14 protein-coding genes are annotated in these 18,013 nt (G+C 74.6%); 6 read left to right on the top strand and 8 right to left on the bottom strand.

Annotated features, from left to right (window positions below; translation table 11 throughout):
* The 6 genes from ABZ862_RS34195 to ABZ862_RS34170 all read left to right on the top strand — a co-directional run.
* Nucleotides 1–1,630: SDR family NAD(P)-dependent oxidoreductase (locus tag ABZ862_RS34195; protein WP_360967027.1), on the top strand; the 1,630-nt coding region annotated here is incomplete at its 5' end.
* A 2-nt stretch (nucleotides 1,631–1,632) separates the two neighbouring features.
* Nucleotides 1,633–6,273, top strand: coding sequence for a beta-ketoacyl synthase N-terminal-like domain-containing protein (locus ABZ862_RS34190; protein WP_360967024.1), 4,641 nt, complete (start codon nucleotides 1,633–1,635; stop codon nucleotides 6,271–6,273).
* The gene (locus tag ABZ862_RS34185) at nucleotides 6,270–6,584 is read left to right on the top strand and encodes an acyl carrier protein (protein WP_360967021.1); all 315 of its coding nucleotides are present in this window, start codon (nucleotides 6,270–6,272) and stop codon (nucleotides 6,582–6,584) included. Before ABZ862_RS34190 ends, ABZ862_RS34185 begins: the two co-directional genes overlap by 4 nt.
* A 3-nt stretch (nucleotides 6,585–6,587) precedes the next feature.
* A complete protein-coding gene (locus ABZ862_RS34180) occupies nucleotides 6,588–7,424 on the top strand; it encodes an alpha/beta hydrolase (protein WP_360967018.1) in 837 nt (278 codons plus the stop codon).
* Nucleotides 7,421–8,653: a glycosyltransferase gene (locus ABZ862_RS34175; protein ID WP_360967015.1), complete on the top strand. Its 1,233-nt coding sequence runs from the start codon at nucleotides 7,421–7,423 to the stop codon at nucleotides 8,651–8,653. The genes ABZ862_RS34180 and ABZ862_RS34175 overlap by 4 nt, the downstream gene beginning before the upstream one ends.
* Nucleotides 8,650–9,750, top strand: coding sequence for a class I SAM-dependent methyltransferase (locus ABZ862_RS34170; RefSeq protein ID WP_360967011.1), 1,101 nt, complete (start codon nucleotides 8,650–8,652; stop codon nucleotides 9,748–9,750). Before ABZ862_RS34175 ends, ABZ862_RS34170 begins: the two co-directional genes overlap by 4 nt.
* A gap of 60 nt (nucleotides 9,751–9,810) precedes the next feature.
* Here the strand turns inward: ABZ862_RS34170 and lhgO are convergent, their stop codons facing one another.
* The 8 genes from lhgO to ABZ862_RS34130 all read right to left on the bottom strand — a co-directional run bounded on the left by lhgO (nucleotide 9,811) and on the right by ABZ862_RS34130 (nucleotide 17,793).
* Entirely contained in the window at nucleotides 9,811–11,019 is a 1,209-nt protein-coding gene (gene lhgO, locus ABZ862_RS34165; RefSeq protein ID WP_360967008.1) for an L-2-hydroxyglutarate oxidase, read from the bottom strand.
* A 183-nt stretch (nucleotides 11,020–11,202) separates the two neighbouring features.
* Nucleotides 11,203–12,534 carry an aromatic acid/H+ symport family MFS transporter gene (locus tag ABZ862_RS34160; protein WP_360967005.1) on the bottom strand — a complete coding sequence of 444 codons (1,332 nt, stop codon included), beginning with the start codon at nucleotides 12,532–12,534 and terminating at the stop codon, nucleotides 11,203–11,205.
* Nucleotides 12,535–12,776: 242 nt separating this feature from the next.
* The gene (locus ABZ862_RS34155; protein ID WP_360967002.1) at nucleotides 12,777–13,727 is read right to left on the bottom strand and encodes a VOC family protein; all 951 of its coding nucleotides are present in this window, start codon (nucleotides 13,725–13,727) and stop codon (nucleotides 12,777–12,779) included.
* Nucleotides 13,724–14,800 carry a 4-oxalomesaconate tautomerase gene (locus ABZ862_RS34150; protein ID WP_360967164.1) on the bottom strand — a complete coding sequence of 359 codons (1,077 nt, stop codon included), beginning with the start codon at nucleotides 14,798–14,800 and terminating at the stop codon, nucleotides 13,724–13,726. Before ABZ862_RS34150 ends, ABZ862_RS34155 begins: the two co-directional genes overlap by 4 nt.
* 32 nt (nucleotides 14,801–14,832) lie before the next feature.
* Nucleotides 14,833–15,546 (bottom strand): 4-carboxy-4-hydroxy-2-oxoadipate aldolase/oxaloacetate decarboxylase, encoded by a 714-nt coding sequence (locus ABZ862_RS34145; RefSeq protein WP_360966999.1) that lies wholly within the window; start codon nucleotides 15,544–15,546, stop codon nucleotides 14,833–14,835.
* Nucleotides 15,543–16,304, bottom strand: coding sequence for a PIG-L deacetylase family protein (locus ABZ862_RS34140; protein ID WP_360966996.1), 762 nt, complete (start codon nucleotides 16,302–16,304; stop codon nucleotides 15,543–15,545). The genes ABZ862_RS34145 and ABZ862_RS34140 overlap by 4 nt, the downstream gene beginning before the upstream one ends.
* Nucleotides 16,305–16,367: 63 nt before the next feature.
* A complete protein-coding gene (locus ABZ862_RS34135; protein ID WP_360966993.1) occupies nucleotides 16,368–17,018 on the bottom strand; it encodes a GntR family transcriptional regulator in 651 nt (216 codons plus the stop codon).
* Nucleotides 17,019–17,142: 124 nt separating this feature from the next.
* Nucleotides 17,143–17,793, bottom strand: coding sequence for a TetR family transcriptional regulator (locus ABZ862_RS34130; protein ID WP_360966990.1), 651 nt, complete (start codon nucleotides 17,791–17,793; stop codon nucleotides 17,143–17,145).
* Nucleotides 17,794–18,013 lie beyond the last annotated feature (220 nt).

Genomic DNA, 18,013 nt, shown 5'->3' with positions numbered 1-18,013 from the left:
CACCGACACCACCCTCGACGACACCGAACTCGAAGAACTCGCCAAAGCCCGCACCGCCGCCACCATCACCACCTGGCTCACCACCCGCCTCGCACCGGGCGCCCCACCCACCGCACCGACGGCGGAACCCGGATCGGACACGGTCGCCGGTGAGGCCCCGAAGCGGTTCGTGCTGCGGCCCGTGCCGCTGCCCGGCACCCGGCAGGACCCGGCCTCCGTGCTCGCCGGGAAACGCTTCGTGCTGCTCGGCGGGGACGAGGACGACGGCGAAGGCGACGGTGTCGCCGCGCAATTGGCCGCGAAGCTCGCCGCTCACGGTGCCGAGACCCTCGTCGCCGCCGCGGACCACCGGCTGACCGGCGCGGACGGCACCGCCGACGGTGTGCTGTATCTCGGCGCGCTCGCCGCCGGCACCGCGGCGCCGGTGCTGCCCGACGCGTTCGGGGTGTTCCGCGCCGCCCTGGCCCGCACCCCCGGCCGGCTGCTCGCCCTGCGGCCCGCCGGAGACGTCGGGTCGGCCGGGCTGCACGGTCTGTTCCGCACCATCGCCCGGGAGTACCCGCAGACGGCGGCGAGCGTCGTCGACCTGGCGGACGGCACCGCGCCGGCCGACGCCCTGCTGGACGAGCTGCTCGCCGCCGGTACGGCGCCCGTCGTGGTGCGCGCCGCTTCCGGCCGTCACGCCCTCGAGATGACCGAGACCCCGCTGGGCACCCTCGGCAGCACCGGTGCGGGGCCGGCGGGTGACGGCGCCGCCGAGGCCGCCGCGCTGGGGCTCGACCGGGACTCCGTGGTGGTGCTGGTCGGCGGGGCCCGCGGCATCACCGCGAAGTTCGCGGCGGCGCTCGCCGCGGCCTCCCGGTGCCGTATCGAGCTGCTGGGCAGGACGCCCGCGCCCACCGGCCCCGAGAACGCGGACACGGCCGCCGCGCGCACCCCGGCCGAGCTGCGGGCGGTGCTCGCGGCCCGCTCCGGCGGCGCCCTGAAGCCCGCCGAGGTGAACCGGGCGGCCGGACTGCTGCTGGCCCAGCGGGAGATCGCCGACACCCTGGCCGAACTGACCGCGCTGGGCAGCGAGGTCCGCTACCGCTCGGTCGACTTCCGCGACCAGGACGCCGCGTTGCAGGCGGTGAAGGAGATCCACGCGGAGCACGGCCGGCTGGACGGCGTCGTGTACGCGGCCGGGGTGATCGAGGACCGGCTCATCGCCGAGAAGACCGACGAGTCCTTCCAACGGGTGTACGGCACCAAGACCGGCGGGGCCGCCACCCTGTTCGCGGCGCTCGACGAGCTGCCGGCGGGACCGTCGTTCGCCGTGCTGTTCGGCAGTGTCTCCGCCGTGCTCGGCAACCGCGGCCAGGCCGACTACGCCGCCGCCAACGACGCGCTGGAGAGCCTCGGCGCCGACTGGGCCGTCCGTACCGGGCACCGCGCGCTCACCGTGCACTGGGGTCCGTGGGCGCCGACCGGCGGGCACACCGGCATGGTGAGCCCGGAGCTGGGGCGGGAGTACGCGCGGCGCGGGATCAGGCTGATCGACCCGGAGGAGGGCACCGCGGCGCTGCTGCGTGAGCTCGCCTGGGGCGACGACTCCGTCCGCGCCGTCGTCTACACGTCCTCGGGCTGGTGACCGTGACCGGCCGAGGGACCCCCGTCGCCATCGTCGGCATGGCGGTGCTGTTCCCGGGCGCCCCGGACCTCGACGCGTACTGGCGCAACCTGCGCGACGGCGTCGACGCGATCGGCGACGTGCCGGCCGGGCGCTGGGACACGGACTACTACCGCCCCGGCACCGCCTCCGGACCCGCCGTCGCCGACCAGGTGTACTGCCGCCGGGGCGGGTTCGTGGACGAGCTGGCCGAGGTCGAGGTCACCCGGTTCGGCGTCATGCCCCGCTCGGTGTCCGGCACCGAGCCCGACCAGCTCATCGCCCTGCACGTCGCCGAGGCGGCCCTCACCGACGCGGGCGGCACAAAACGGCTGCCGGACCGGGAGCGCGTCGGCGTCGTGCTGGGCCGGGGCGGCTACCTCACCCCCGGGCTGGTGCGGCTCGACCAGCGGGTCCGTACCGCGCATCAGCTCGTGCGCACGCTGGGCGAACTGCTGCCGGATCTGACGGAGGATCAGCTCCGTGAGGTGCGGGGAGCGTTCACCGAGCGGCTGGGACCCGACAGTCCCGAGGCGGCGATCGGTCTGGTGCCCAACCTCGCCGCCTCCCGGGTCGCCAACCGGCTAGATCTGCGCGGTCCCGCCTACACCGTGGACGCGGCGTGCGCCTCGTCGCTGGTCGCCGTCGACCAGGCGGTGGGCGAACTCACCTCCGGGCGCTGCGACCTGATGCTCGCCGGAGGGGTCCACCACTGCCACGACATCACGTTGTGGAGTGTCTTCTCCCAGCTGCGCGCCCTCTCCCCCAGCCAGCGGATCCGCCCCTTCCACCGGGGTGCCGACGGTCTCCTCGTCGGGGAGGGCACCGGCGTCGTCGTCCTCAAGCGGCTGGCCGACGCCGAGCGCGACGGCGACCGGGTGTACGCGGTGATCCGGGGCACCGGCGTCGCGGGCGACGGGCGTGCGGCGAGCCTGGTCAGTCCCGATCCCGGCGGTCAGGCCAGGGCGGTGCGGATGGCGTGGGAGGCGGCCGGTCTCGACCCCGCCGAACCCGGTTCGCTCGGGCTGCTGGAGGCACACGGGACGGCGACACCGGCCGGTGACGGTGCCGAACTGGCGACGCTGGCCGAGGTGTTCGGGCCGGACCGCGGACCCCGGGCGGTGATCGGCTCGGTCAAGTCGATGATCGGTCACACCATGCCCGCCGCCGGGGTCGCCGGACTCGTCAAGGCGGCCCTCGCCGTCCACCACGGCACGCTGCTGCCGACGCTGCACTGCGACGACCCGCACCCGGCCCTGGCCGCGACCCGGTTCCGTCCGCTGGAGAAGGCGGCCGACTGGGAGACCACGGCCGCCCAGCCGGTGCGCCGGGCCGCCGTGAACGCCTTCGGGTTCGGCGGGATCAACGCGCATGTGGTGCTGGAGGAGGCGCCCGGGCGGACCCGGGCCGGTGCCGGGAGGCCGGCCGCACCGCCCGCCGCCGTGGCGGAGCCCGAGCCCGTCCTGCTGCTCGCCGCCGGCACGCCCGAGCGGCTCGCGGCGCTGCTCGACGCGGACGACGCCACCGTGCGCGCCGCCGGTCTCGACCCGTCCCGCCCGCACCCCGGCGCGGGCCCGGTACGGCTCGGCATCGTCGGGCCGACGGAAAGACGGCTCGCGCTGGCCCGGCGCGCGGTCGCCAAGGGCCGCGGCTGGCAGGGACGCAACGACCTCTGGTTCCGGCCCGGTCCGCTTCTCGGCCCCGGCGGCGGGGGCCGGCTGGCGTTCGTCTTTCCGGGCCTGGAGGGCGACTTCGCGCCACGGGTCGACGACGTCGCGGCGCACTTCGGGCTGCCGGCCCCGGCCGGAGCCGTACAGCCCGCCGTGAACGGGCCCGCCGCGCACGGACCCGCGGCGGACGGGCAGGCCGCGGACGACCGGTCCCGGGTCGCGGACGTCGGACGGCACGGCTTCGAGGTCGTCGCCGTCGGCCGGCTCCTCGACCGGGCGCTGCGCCTGACGGGTGTCGTACCGGACGCGGTCGCCGGGCACAGCGTCGGCGAGTGGACGGCGATGACGGTGGCCGGGCTGTACGCCGGGGACGAGGTCGACGCCTTCATGGCGGCGTTCGACCCGGACTCGGTGGCCGTGCCCGGCCTGGTCTTCGGCGCGGTCGGCGCCCCGGCGCAACGGGTGCTCGCCGCGCTGGACGGGGCGCAGTGGCGGGAGAGCGGCATCGTGCTCTCGCACGACAACGCGCCGGGCCAGTCGATGGTGTGCGGTCCTGAGCCGGCGGTCGAGGCGTTCGTACGGTCCTTCCGCGCACGGGGTGTGCTCAGCCAGGTGCTGCCGTTCCGCTCCGGTTTCCACACGCCGATGCTCGCGCCCTACCTGGGCCCCATCGAGGCGGCGGCGCGGCGTTTCCGGCTGCACGCGCCCACCGTGCCGGTGTGGTCGGGGACGACCGCGGCACCGTTCCCCGAGAGCGACACGGAGGTACGTGAGCTGTTCGTACGGCATCTGCTGGAGCCGGTCCGCTTCCGGCAGTTGACCGAGGCGCTGTACGCGGCGGGGCACCGCGCGTTCGTCCAGGTCGGCCCGGGGCAGCTCGGGTCCCTGATCGGGGACACCCTGGGCGAGCGCGACCATCTGGTGGTGCCCGCCAACTCCCCCCACCGCGGCGGTGTCGCCCAGCTGCGCCGGGTGGCGACCGCGCTGTGGACGGCGGGCGCGGAGGTGGCGGCGGAGCCGGTGCGCACGGCCGCCACGGTCCGTCCGGCGCCCGCCGCGCCCGCCCGGCGCGCGCCGGTGCGGCTCGATCTGGGCGGGGCGCTGGTCTCCCTGGCCCCGGAGACGCTCACCGGCCTGCGGGCCGGGCTGAACGCCCGCCCCACCGCCGTACCGGCCCGTACCGTGCCCGTCGTCGCCGGCGGTTCCCCGCTCGACGCGCTCACCGCCCGTTTCCCGGCCGCCGCCGAGCTGGACGCGCTGCTGCGCGACACGGCGGACACCGCTGCCGCACTGCTGGCGGCGGGCACCCGCGCCCCGGTCCCCCGCACCGTGCGGGCTCCGGTCCCGCCGCCGCCCCCGGCCCCCGTGCCCGGTCCGGCCGGCCCGTGGCAGAAGGTGGTGCGGGTCTCCCCCGACACCATGCCCTACCTCCTCGACCACTGCTTCTTCCCGCAGCGCCCGGGCTGGCCGGACGTCGCCGACCGGTGGCCGGTGATGCCCGCGACGACGATCGTGCACCACCTGATGGAGGCGGCCCGGGAGGCCGCGCCCGGCCGGGTGCCGGTCGCGGTGCACGGGGCGCGGTTCGAGGAATGGCTGACGGCGACGCCGGCGGTGGACGTCACGGTCACCGCCGTGCCCGCGGGCCCGGACCGGCTCGCCGTGTCCTTCGGGCCCCGGGCGCGCGGCACGGTGGAACTCGCCGCCGCGCACCCCGCCGTACGCCCCGCCCGTCGGCTGCCCGACCCGGTGTCCGAGCGGGCGCCGGAGCACCCGGCGGCCCATCTGTACGGCGAGCGCTGGATGTTCCACGGGCCGCGTTTCCAGGGGGTCACCGAGCTGACCGCGATCGGTGACCGGCATGTGCGCGGCGTCATCACGACCCCGCCCGCGCCGGGCGCGCTGCTCGACAACGTCGGCCAGCTCCTGGGCTACTGGATCATGGCGACCCGGACCGAGCGGACCGTGGTGTTCCCGGTGCAGATGCGCGAGATGCGCTTCTACGGCCCCCACCCCGCGCCCGGTACGGACGTCGAGTGCCTGGTGCGGGTCACCACGCTCACCGACGCCCTCCTGGAGGCCGACGTGCAGCTGTGCGTGGACGGTGAGGTGTGGGCGGAGCTGTCCGGCTGGCAGGACCGGCGCTTCGACAACGACCCGACCACGCGGCCCGTGGAGCGCTTCCCCGAGCGCAACACCCTGTCGGCGCTGCGTCCGGGCGGCTGGACACTGCTGCACGAGCGGTGGCCGGACCTGGCCTCCCGTGAGCTGATCATGCGCAACTCGCTGAGCGGCGCCGAGCGTTCCGAGTACGCGCGGCATCCTCCGCGCGGGCGCCGGCAGTGGCTGCTGGGCCGGATCGCGGTGAAGGACGCGGTGCGGCACCGGCTGTGGGAACACGGCGAGGGCCCGGTGTTCCCGGCGGAGATCCGGGTGCGCAACGACGAGGAGGGCCGCCCGTACGTCACCGGGCTGCACGGACGGACCCTGCCTCCGCTGTCGGTGTCCCTGGCCCACCGTGCCGAGGCGGGCGTGGCGATCGTACGGCCCGCGGGTGCCGCCTCCCGCCCGGGGATCGACATCGAGGAGGTCACCGGGCGCACCCCCGCGGCCCGGGCCGCGGCCCTCGGCACGGACGAACTGCGGCTGCTGGACACCCTGTCCGCCGCCGGTGCCGGTACCGGCGGCGGTGACACGGATCTGTGGTTCACCCGCTTCTGGGCCGCCAAGGAGGCCGTCGCCAAGGCGGAGGGCACCGGATTCGGCGGCAGGCCGAGGGACTTCACCGTCACCGGGGCTGCCGGGGACGGCGCACGGCTCACGGTGTCGGGGCGCCGGGCCGCCGCGTACACCGTGCACTGCGAACCGACCTGCAACCCGCCCGCGCTGCCGCCCCGGCAGTACGTCGTGGCCTGGACGACGGGCCCCCAGCACGAGGAGGACACCCCCCGATGAACCCGACCCCCCGGCCGCCCGCCGACGAGGAGTCCGTGCTCGCGGACCTCACGGGCATGCTGCTGACGATCCTCGACGAGTACGGCACCGACGACGTCGAGATCGGCATGGAGACCTCCTTCAACCGGGACCTGGAGCTGGAGAGCATCGACCTGGTCACCCTGTCCGGGCTGCTGGAGGAGCGCTACGGCGGTCAGGTCAACTTCGCCGAGTTCCTGGCCGGGATGGAGTTCGACGAGATCATCGAGCTGACCGTCGGACGGCTCGTCGAGTACGTCGTGGTCAGTCTGAAGGCGGCGGGGGCGAACTGACCCATGGCGACCGTCCACACCGGTGAACTCCGGCTGCACGTCCAGAGAATGGGGCCGCGTGACGGCCGTACCCCCGTCGCCACGGTGGTCCTGGTGCACGGGCTGCTCACCGACAGCCTGGCCAGCTACTACTTCACCGTGGCACCGGCGTTCGCGGCCACCGGCCTGGACGTCGTCATGTACGACCTGCGCGGGCACGGCCGCAGCGAGCGCCCGCCGAGCGGCTACACCCTCGACCACAACATCGACGACCTGGAGGCGATGCTCGAACGGCTCGGCGTCCACGGCCCGGTGCATCTGGTAGGCAACTCCTACGGCGGGACGATCGCGTTCGGCTTCGCGGCCCGTCATCCCGGGCGCACGGCGAGCCTCACCCTGATCGAGTCGGAGCCCGCGACCGCGCAGTGGGCGGCGAAGCTGCGCGGCATCCTGGACCGCGTGGTGCGGGAGCTGGCGCACAACGAGACCGACGCCATCGCCTGGATCACCGCCAACCGGGGCCACAACACCGCCCGGCTGGCGAGAGGCGCGGCCCGGCTGGCCCGGGAGACCACCCTGGGCCGGGACATCCCGTCCAGCCGGGTACTGACGGAACATCAGATCCGTGCGGTGCGCTGCCCGGTGCTGGGCGTCTACGGCGGCGACTCGGACCTGGTCGGGACGAAGCCGATGAAGGAGGCGCTGCTGCCCGACTTCCGGTCGGTGGTGGTGCCGGGGCACGAGCACTCGGTACTCGTCGAGGCCGCCGGGACCGTCGGCGGTCACATCCTCTCGCTGATCCACTCGGCGGCAGGAACCGCGCCGGCCGGAGCCGTGCCCGCCGCGGCCGTGGCCCGGTGAGCGGGTTCCTGTTCGTCGTGCCGCCGCTGGTGGGGCACGTCAACCCGGCCGTCGGCGTCGCCGCCCGGCTGGCGGCGCGCGGCCACCGGGTGGCGTGGGTGTGCCCCGACCCGGCGCTGGTACGGCGGCTCGCGGGCGAGGAGGCGACGGTGTTCCCTTGCGCGGGACCCCTGTTCGCGGCGGACGGCACCGACCGGCCGGCCGGGCTGCGCGGTCCGGAGGCGCTGAAGTTCCTGTGGGAGCGCTATCTCGTGCCGCTGGCCGAGGCGATGGCGCCGGGCGTGCGGGCGGCGGCCGGGGAGTTCTGCCCTTCGGTGGTGGTGACCGACCAGCAGGCGTTCGCCGGGGCGCTGGTCGCGGAGCGGCTGGGGCTGCCGTGGGCGACCTCCGCGACCACCTCCGCCGAGTTCGGCGACGCGTACGACGGGATCCCGAAGGTCGCCGAGTGGCTGCACGGCCGGCTGGCCGGGCTGCGGGCCCTGATCGGCGATCCGGCGGCGACCGCGGACCCGCGTTTCTCCCCGTGGCTGACGCTGGCCTTCAGCACCCCCGAACTGGTGGGCCCCGCGGGCCGGTCGGGCCCGCACATCCGCTATGTGGGTCCCTCGATCGGCGATCGTCCGGTGACCGCCGCCTTCCCCTGGGAGTGGCTCGATCCGGGCCGGGCGAAGGTGCTGGTCACGCTCGGCACGGCGAACCCCGGCATCGGCGGGCGGTTCCTCACCGAGTGCGTACGGGCGCTGCGCGACCGGGCCGACCGGGTGCAGTCGGTCGTCGTCGACCCGGACGGCGCCCTGGCGGCGGGAGACCGGGACGGCGGACAGGACGGCGGCCGGGACGGCGGGCAGGACAAGGACGTGCTGATCGTGCCGTCGGTGCCGCAGCTCCCGCTGCTGGAACGGATGGACGCGGTCGTCTGTCACGCCGGGCACAACACGGTGTGCGAGGCGCTGTGGCACGGCGTCCCGCTGGTCGTGGCCCCCGTCCGCGACGACCAGCCGGTGATCGCCGCCCAGGTCACCGCCGCGGGAGCCGGGATCCGGGTGCGCTTCGGCCGGGCCACCGCGGCCGTGCTGGGCGCCGCCCTCGACTCGGTGCTGCACGAGCCCGCGCACCGCGCCGCCGCCCGTCGCGTCCGTACGGCGTTCCGGGCCGCCGGCGGAGCGGACGCCGCCGCGGACCGTCTCGAAGAACTGGCCAGGAGCACGACCCTCGAGGAGGCCCGATGAGCGACGAGGCACCGCCCGGGAAAGACCGCAAGGAGACGAAGGCCGAACGCGCCGCTCTCGTGGCCGGGCTGCGGACCGTCTACCGGGCCGGCCTGGCCGGTGGCACGGAACGCTTCTTCGCGCCCCGCCGCACCACCTGCCCCTGGTGCGGCTCGGACCGGCTGACCACCCGGCTGCGCACCACCGACCTCCTCCAGCACAAGCCCGGCCGCTTCGTGCTCGACCGCTGCGGCGGCTGCGGGCACACCTTCCAGAACCCGCAGCTCAACGCCGAGGGGCTGGAGTTCTACTACCGCGACTTCTACGACGGTCTCGGCGAGAAGAAGCTCGGCGACACCTTCGGCGGCCGGACCGCGATGTACCGGCGGCGTGCCGAGTCCCTGCTGCCGCACGAACCCGCCCCGAAGAACTGGCTCGACGTCGGCACCGGGCACGGTCACTTCTGCGAGGCGGCCCGCGCCGTGCTGCCGGACACGGCCTTCGACGGACTCGACTTCACCGACGGCGCGGAGATCGCCGAACGGGAAGGGCGGGTGGAGCGCGGCTACCGGGGCAGCTTCCCCGACCTCGCGCCGGGACTCGACGGCCACTACGACGTGGTGAGCATGTTCCACTACCTGGAGCACTCCACCGAGCCCGACCGCGAACTGCGCGCCGCACGGCGGGCGGTACGGTCCGGCGGGCATCTGCTGATCGAGGTCCCCGACCCGGAGAGCCGCTACGCCCGGCTGCTGGGCCGCTGGTGGCTGCCCTGGCTCCAGCCGCAGCACCTGCACTTCGTGCCGGTGGCCAATCTGCGCGAGCGGCTCACCGGCCTGGGTTTCACGGTGGTCGCGGAGCAGCACGCCGAGCCGCACGACCCGGTCGACCTGCTCGCCGCCGTATGGCTGGCCCTGGACCACGCCGCGCCGCGCGACGACGTGCCGTGGCTGCCCCGGCCGCCCGGCGGGGCACGGCGCGCGCTGCGCGCGGCGCTGCTGCTCGCCGGCGTCCCGGCGCTGATCGCGGCCACGCTCGTCGACCGGTTCGCGGTCAGGCCCCTGTCGCACCGGCTCGGCGTGTCGAACGCCTACCGGATCGTGGCCCGCAGGGAGTGACGGACGGAGGCGGCGGGACGGTGGCCGGCGGGCCCGGTGGGAGCGGGGGCCCGCACGGTGTCAGCCGGCCTGGTCGGGTCCGAGGGCGGCGTCCGCGATGTGTTCGGCGATCGCCATGGACGCGGTCGCGGCCGGGGACGGCGCGTTGCGCACGGCGGTGATCCGGCCGGCGCGGTGGATGCGGAAGTCGTCGACGAGGGTGCCGTCCCGGTCCAGGGCCTGGGCGCGCACCCCCGCCCCGCCGCGCACCACGTCCCGTACGCCGACACCGGGGACGTAGAGTGCGGCGTCCCGCATGAAGGCCGCCGCCGAGAACGAGCCGCGGTACTCGCGCACCCCGGTGCGCCAGTGCCGGGCCGCCATCCGCCAGACACCGGGGTAGCCGGCGAGTCCGAGCAGTTCGCGCGGTGCGACGCGGCTGCGCCGGTAGCCCTCGCGGGCCAGGGCGAGCACGGCGTTGGGTCCGACCTCGACGGACCCGTCGACGCGGGGTGTGAAGTGCACGCCGAGGAAGGGGTACCGGGGGTCGGGCACGGGATAGATCAGGCCGCGCACGAGGCCCCTCCGCTCGGGGCGCAGCAGCATGTACTCGCCGCGGAACGGCACGATCCGCGGTTCCGGCCGGTCCCGGGCGAGCCGCGCGACGGTGTCGGAGTGCAGTCCCGCGCACAGGACCAGCCGGTCGACGCGGGTGCGTCCCCCGCCCGTCGTCACCTCGACGCCGCCCGGCACCGCGGTGACGCCGGTGACGGGGTGGCCGAGGCGCACCTCGCCGCCCGCGCCGGTGATGTCCGCGGCGAACTCCCGGGCGATCGCGGGGTAGTCGGTGATGGCGGTGCGCGGCGAGTGCAGGGCCGCGATGCCGCCGGCGTGCGGTTCCAGCTCGCCGATCCCGGCCCGGGGGATCTTCCGCAGGTCGGGCACGTGGTTGGCGCGGGCCCGTTCGTACAGGGCGTCCATCCGGCCGAGCTCGTCCTCGCGCACCGCCACGACCAGCTTGCCGGTCTCCCGGTACGGCACCCGGCGGTCCTGGCAGTACTCGCGCAGCAGGGCCGCGCCGCGCACGCACAGGGCGGCCTTGAGGCTGCCGGGGGTGTAGTAGATACCGGCGTGCACCACGCCCGAGTTGTGGCCGGTCTGGTGCAGGGCGACGGCCCGCTCCTTCTCGAACACGACGACGCGGGTGCCGGGGCGGCGCAGGGCGATCTCGCGGCCGGTCGCCAGCCCTATGATCCCGCCGCCCACGATGCCGATCGTCTCGTCAGCCATCGGTGTGCTCCTGTCTGCTCACGGCTCGGACCGTCCCGCCGCCTTCGGCGGCCCTGTTCTTTCTAGCCGGTGCCGGGGCGGCGGAACCCACCGGGGGGCGACGGGCACGTCGCGGCCCCCGGCGCGCCGCGGCCGGTCCCCGCCGTGGTGCGCCGGGGACCGGCCGTGGTGCGCGGTGCCCGCTCAGCGGGCGGCGGTGAGCAGTTCCTGCGGGGTGGCGGTGGCCGCGGGACGGCGGTCCGGGCGCAGGGCGGCGACGCCGATGAACACCATGGAGGAGACGCCGGCCAGCGCGAAGGCCGTGAAACCCCGGTCGCCGTTGCCCGAGGCGAGCAGTTGGCCGCCGAGCCACGGTCCGAAGACGGCGCCGAAGCGTCCCATGCCGGAGGTCCAGCCGACGGAGGTGGCGCGGTTGTCCGGGGTGGAGCGGATGGAGACGGTCGCGTAGATCATCGTCTGGGCGCTGTTGAGGAAGACGCCGGTGAGGAAGACGACGAGGGTGGTCACGCCCATGGGCAGGTGCACGCTGAGCAGATAGACGCCGACGGCGGTGAGCGCGAACCAGACGGCGGAGATGCGGGGTGCGCCGAACCGGTCGGCGGCGCGTCCGGCGACCAGCATGCCCACGATGCCGCCGAGGTTGAAGACGACGACGAAGGTGAGGGCGCTGGCGAGCCGGTAGCCCTCGGCACGCATCAGGGTGGGCAGCCAGGTGGCGACGCCGTAGACGAGGAGCAGTCCGCCGAAGGAGGCCAGCCAGTACAGCAGGGTCTGCACCCGTTCGCCGCGGCGGACCAGGCCCAGCAGGGCGTCCCAGCGGTCGGCGGCCGTCTTCCGTTCGGTGGCGGCGGGCAGGTCGACCCGGTAGCGGTCGGCGAGGGCGCGGGCCTGTTCGGTGCGGCCCTTGGCGACCAGGAAGCTCAGCGACTCCGGCATGACCTTGGCGAGCACGGGCGCGAACAGCAGCGGCAGGACGCACACCCAGAAGGCGGCGCGCCAGCCGAAGGGGTCGACGAGCCACTTGGCGACGTAGGCGGAGAGGATGCCGCCCGCGTGGTGGGCGGTCATCAGGGTGCCGATGGCGAGGGCGCCGCGGCCGCCCCTGGCGTAGTCGGAGACCATGCTGATCGCGGTGGGCAGCAGACCGCCGAGGCCGATGCCGGCGAGGGTGCGGCCGAGACCGAAGACGGTGACGCTGCCGGCCAGCGCGCACACGCCGGAGGCCAGCGAGAACAGCGTCACGCAGGCGACCATCAGTTTCTTGCGGCCGATCCGGTCCGCGACGGTGCCCGCGGTCAGGGCGCCGACCAGCATGCCGAACGTGGCGTAGCTGCCCAGGTCGCCGGCCTGGGCCGGGGTGATCCCGAGGGCCTTGCCCGCCAGCATGTGCGGCAGCACCGAGCCGTAGACGAACATGTCGAGGCCGTCGAAGAGCACCGCGAGCCAGCACAGGCCGACGACCAGCGCGGCCAGTCTGCGGCTGCGTGCGGGCAGGAAGGGTGAGGAGGACGTCATTGTTTTCCTCTCGTCCGGAGGTCCGGAGATCCGGGAGGGTCGACGCGGCTCGTGCGGCTGACCCGGGGGTGCGCTCGACGCTAAAATCCCGGCCCATTAACTGTCAACGCTTTTGTCAACAATCTCCGCAACAATCGCGCGGACCCGGGCACGGTTCCGCGCCGGGCGCGAAGGCGCAGGTGAAAGAGGGGGTGGGCGGCGCGCGACGGCGCGTCACCCACCCCCTCGGCGTACGGGAGCGGTCAGTCGACCTGCGGGGTGCCGTGGGTGTGGAAGGACTCGATGGTCTTCAGGCCCCACGCCTGCCCCTTGGCGCGCTCCGCCTCGGTCCAGGTGACCAGCGGCCAGTCGGGGGCCAGGACGAGGCGGGTGAGCGGGTTGCACAGCTCGATCCGGTTGCCGCCCGGCTCGTAGACGTAGAGGAAGAACGTCTGCTGGATGGCGTGCTTGTGGGGGCCGGTCTCGATGAACACGCCGGTGTCGACGGCGAGGTCGGCGGCGCGCAGGACGTCCTCGCGGGTGTCGGTCGCGAAGGCGATGTGGTGCAGCCGGCCGCTGGCGCCGGTCCAGTCGGAGGTGTAGACGACGTCGTACGACTTGTCGGTGAAGGTCAGCCAGCGTGCGGCGATCTTCCCGGTGTCGAGGCGGATCTGCTCGGTGGGCCGGGCCCCGAGGACGTGCTCCTGGAACTCGGCGTTGGCCACGACGTCGGAGGCGAGGAAGTTGACGTGGTCGAGGCGCCGTACGCCGACGCCGCGGTTGGGCTTGGCCTGCGGCTGGTTCTTCAGCGCGGGCCTCAGCCCGTCGGGGGCCCGGTAGTACTCGCTCTCCCAGTACAGGGCGTGCTCGTGGCCGTCCGGGTCGGTGGTGACGTACACCTTGCCGAGGCCGGGTTCGTCCTCGGTCCAGTGGCCGGTGCCGCCCGCCTCCTCGACCGCCTTCACCCGTCGCTGGAGGGCCTGTTCGCCGGAGGTGCGCAGCGCGAGGCGGCCTAGGCCGGGCCGTTCACGGGCGGTGAGCACCAGGCTGTGGTGCTCGTAGTCGTCGAAGGTGCGCAGATAGACGCTGCCGCCCTCGGCGCCGTTGACGGTGAGGCCCAGGTAGTCGGTGAAGAAGCCGACGCTGGCGTCCAGGTCGGGGGTGAACAGCTGGGCGTGGCCGAGGTGGGCTATGTCGCCGAGCGGCGGAGTCATCGTTGGCCTCCAGGGGGCTGTGCGGGGATGGGCGCCGTCCCGGCGGCACGGGGGAAGACGGTGCCGTCGAAGATCTTGCGGGCGGTACGGACCACCGCGGTACGGCGGGCCGCGGGCAGACCGCCGGCAGCGGCGGAGAGGCTGCTGTCGATGTCGAGGAATCCGGTGGGGTGTTCGATACGGATCCGGTCGCCCGTCGCGGGCAGGACGGCGAGGCCGGCCGCGACGCCGCCGTCGATCCGCAGCCCGGCGGCGACCGAGGCGGCGCCGAGCACGCCGATCGAGGTGTGGCAGCGCACCGGGATGAAGGTGCGGGTGGTGACGGCGCCGCCGTGGCGGGGCGGGGCGAGCAGGGTCAGTTTGGGCACGGTGGCGGCGGTGACGTCCCCGAGGCCCATCAGCCGTCCCGCCGCGAGGCGTAGGGTGTGCAGCCGCGCGGCGAGGGCGGTGTCCTCCTCCAGGTCGCGGGGCGGCTCGTAGCCGGTGGCCTCCAGGTCCGCGGCGGCGATCAGCACGGTCGGCATGCCGTTGTCGACGCAGGTGACGGGCACTCCGCCGATCTCGTCACGGACGCGTCCGGTGGGCAGCAGGGGTCCGGCGCCCGGCGGGAACTCGATCAGCACCGCGGCGGCGGTGCCGGGCACGTCCGAGATCTCGGCGTCCCCGGTGTACTCGACACGGCCGCCGGGGGTCGGGAAGGTCGCGGTGGCGCGGTCGCCGCTGTTGACCATGCGGATGCGTACGGAGGTGCGCTCCTGACCCGCCGTCACGAGACCGCGCTCGACGGCGAACGGCCCGACGCCGGCGAGGATGTTGCCGCAGTTCTGACGGTCACCCACCTCGGCCCGGTCCACGGCGACCTGGAGGAAGAGGTAGTCCACGTCGGCGTCGGGAACGGCGGACGGCGAGACGACGGCCACCTTGCTGGTGAGCGGGTGCGCGCCGCCGAGACCGTCGATCTGACGGGCGTCGGGGCTGCCCATGATCCGCAGCAGCAGGTCGTCACGGGCGGCCGGGCCGGACGGCAGGTCCCCGGCGAGGAAGTAGGCGCCCTTGGAGGTGCCGCCCCGCATCAGCAGGCAGGGCACCCCGTCGAAGCCGCGGTTCACGACCCCTCCTGCTCGCCTGCCGTGTACTCCTCGTAGGTGCGGTACCCGACGCCGAGCCGTGCGAGGGTGTCGCGCAGCCCGTAGCGGTCCAGGCCGAGTTCGCCGTCCAGGAAGGCGGCGCGGGAGCGGGCCTCCTTGGCCTCGCGGGCCTCGGACGCCTCGGCCGCGGCGCGGGCGCGCTCCCGGGGCACGACGACCACCCCGTCGTCGTCGGCGACGATCACGTCGCCGGGGCGGATCACCTGGCCGTCGACGGCGACCGGCACGTTGACCGAGCCGCCGGTGGCCTTGACGGTGCCCTGCGCGGACACGGCCCGCGCCCAGGCCGCGAAGCCCATCTCGCGCAGTTCCTGGGTGTCGCGGATCCCGGCGTTGATGACCAGACCCCGTACCCCCCGCCGGTGCAGGGCGGTGGCGAAGAGTTCGCCGAACATCCCGTCGGTGGACGGCGAGGTCGTGGTGACGACCAGGACGTCGCCCTCGCCGCACTGCTCGACCGCGGCATGGATCATGAGGTTGTCGCCGGGCCAGCTCAGCACGGTCACCGCGGTCCCGGCGATGCGCACGCCCTGCTGCACCGGGCGGATCCCCGGGCCGAGCAGCCCGGTGCGGCCCATGGCCTCGCTGACGGTGGCGACCCCGAACGCCGCGAGCGCCTTCACGTCCTCGGCGGCGGCCTTCGGCGGGTTGGTGACGATCACGCCGCTCACGCCAGCTCCTTCGTGGTCTGCGGGTAGGGGCGCATGTACGCCTCGGCCATCGTGCGGTGCGGGAGGCCCAGGTTGGGGCCCGCGTTGCGTTTGAGCTGCACCCCGCGGCGCACGGCGAGGTCGGTGTAGTAGTCCCACAGGTGCTGCTGGGCGCCGAGGCACTCCATGGCCTTGCGCTTGGTGTCCCACACCTCGGTGATGTCGAGCAGCACCTCGGGCCGGAAGCCGCTCATCTCGGGCTGGTGGGGCTCGAAGAAGAAGACCGGCGGGGCGCCGATGATCTCGCCCTCGCCCGGGTAGCCGATGGCCTGCGCGAGCACCCTGGCCTCCAGGGCCATGCGGTGGGCGGCCGGGTGGTCGCCGTTGTACGGGTCCTCGGCGGGGTGGGTCAGGACGATGTCGGGCTGTGTCTCCCGGTAGACGGCGACGAGCCGGTCGGTGAGCCCGGCGGTGGGGGTGAGCGGGTAGTCGCCGGCGTCGAAGAAGAGGATCCGGGCGCCGAGGACGGCGGCGGCGCGCTCGGCCTCGTCACGGCGTATCGCCTTGATCTCCTCGAGCGTCCGGCCCTCGCGCCACGCCTTGGCGGACTCGCCCCGCTCGCCGTAGGTCAGACAGGCGACGGTGACCCGCTCCCCACGGGCGGCGGCCAGGGCTATCGCGCCGCCCGCCCGCCACACGAAGTCCCCGGCGTGCGCGGTGACGACGAGGGTCGACCTCGGTGGAGGGGCCGGGACGGCGGGCGCGTTGGCATCGGTCATGGATCGGATCTCCTCGGTGGACAGGTGGGCGCGCCCGCCCCGGTGTGCCTCGCGGCGCGCGCGTCAGTCGCGCAACGCCTCGATCACACCGGCGAGATGGGCGCGGACGGCCGCCTCGGCCGCCTGCGGGTCCCTGGCCCTGATCGCCTCGATCATCGCCAGATGCTCGTTCAGGGAGTGCTGCGGACGCCCCGGGCGCAGCGCCAGCTGGAAGCGGTGCCGCACCAGCTGGGCGTTCAGCCGTTCCAGCAGTTCCACGGCGGTCCGCTGGCCGGAGATCTCCCGGATCCGGTCGTGCAGGGTGTGGTTGAGCTCGGAGTACGTCACCGGCTCGCCGTCCGCTACGGCCTTCGTCATGGCCGCCCCGAGGTCGGCGAGTTCGGTGAGCTCCTCGTCGCGGGCGGCGACGGCGGCCTTCGCCGCGCACAGTCCCTCCAGGACCATGCGGCACTCCGTGATGGCGACCGCCTCCTCCACGGTCACCAGCCGTACCCGCGAACCGCGGTTGCGGATCCGCTCGACCAGTCCCTGCGCCTCCAGATCGATGAGCGCCGCCCGGATGCTGGCCCGTGTCACACCGAACTGCTCGGCGAGTTCGTTCTCGACCAGCCGTTGTGCCGGTGCCATCTCGCCGTGCAGGATCGCCTGCCGCAGCTGCGTCAGCGCATGCTGCTTGGCCTGCTCCCCGGTGCTCGGACGGGCTTCCTGAGGCATCGCGCCCTCCCTGAGTGAGTGCCTGTCGAACGTAAATCTAGCCCGCCAGGATTGTCAACAATTTTGTCTGCATGGCTCGCCGCGACCCCCTGCCGAGGCGCGGACGGCGCGGGGCGCCGGTGACTCAGGGGGTGCGGGTGACCGGGGCCAGCCAGAGGCCGATGAGGGCGTCGACCAGGCCGCACGCCGCGTCGTGCCAGGTGGCCCGGGGCGTCGGGGCACCCTCGGCGAGCGCGCGCTCCCGCTCCGCGCAGGTGTGCAGGATCAGTTCCCTCGCCATGGCGCCGCGTTCGGTGCGGACCTCGGGAGGCAGCCCGGAGAGGCGGCGGTTGAGCGCGTCCAGGGCCCGGCGGAGGGTCGGGGAGGTGAGGGACTCCTCGAGCATGATGTCGTGCATCGCCGGGTCGGTCATCACCTGGGCGCAGAAGCGCGCGTACCAGGTGGGGCCGTCGAGGTCGCCGAGGTGCTCGGTGACGGGGCGCACCAGGCAGTCCACCCAGACCCGTACGTCGCCGGAGTCGCCCGCCCGATCCACGAGCCGGGCGCGGATCTCCTCGATCGGGGCGGCGTGCTTGCGCATGATGGCGCGGACCAGGTCGGCCTTGGTGCCGAAGTGGTAGCCCACGGCGGCGTTGTTGCCCTGCCCGGCGGCCTCGCTGACCTGCCGGTTGGACACCGCGTGCACCCCGCGTTCGGCGAACAGCCGTTCCGCGGCGCCGAGGATCAGCTCCCGCGTCGCACCGGCCTGGTCGGCCCGTGCCGTCCTGCCCGTCATCATCACCACCGCACCGGGACTGCGCGTGCACCGCGCCGCGGCGGCCAGTCCCTGGAGCCGTCGCGGCCGCCTCGTCCGGATGGCGAGGTCCGTCGTCCGAGCCTACGACCTGGGCGGGTACCGGTGATCGCCCGGACGGTGCGGCTCACCGAGGACGAGACCGCCCAGCTCAAGGACCTCGCCCGGCCCGCCGCCGGGTCCCGGCCCGCCCCGCCCCGCG

This window comes from Streptomyces sp. NPDC047000 (genome assembly GCF_040644295.1).
Taxonomy (GTDB): Bacteria; Actinomycetota; Actinomycetes; order Streptomycetales; family Streptomycetaceae; genus Streptomyces.
Note: the sequence above shows the minus strand (reverse complement) of the source record. Positions and strands in the feature narration are given on the sequence as shown.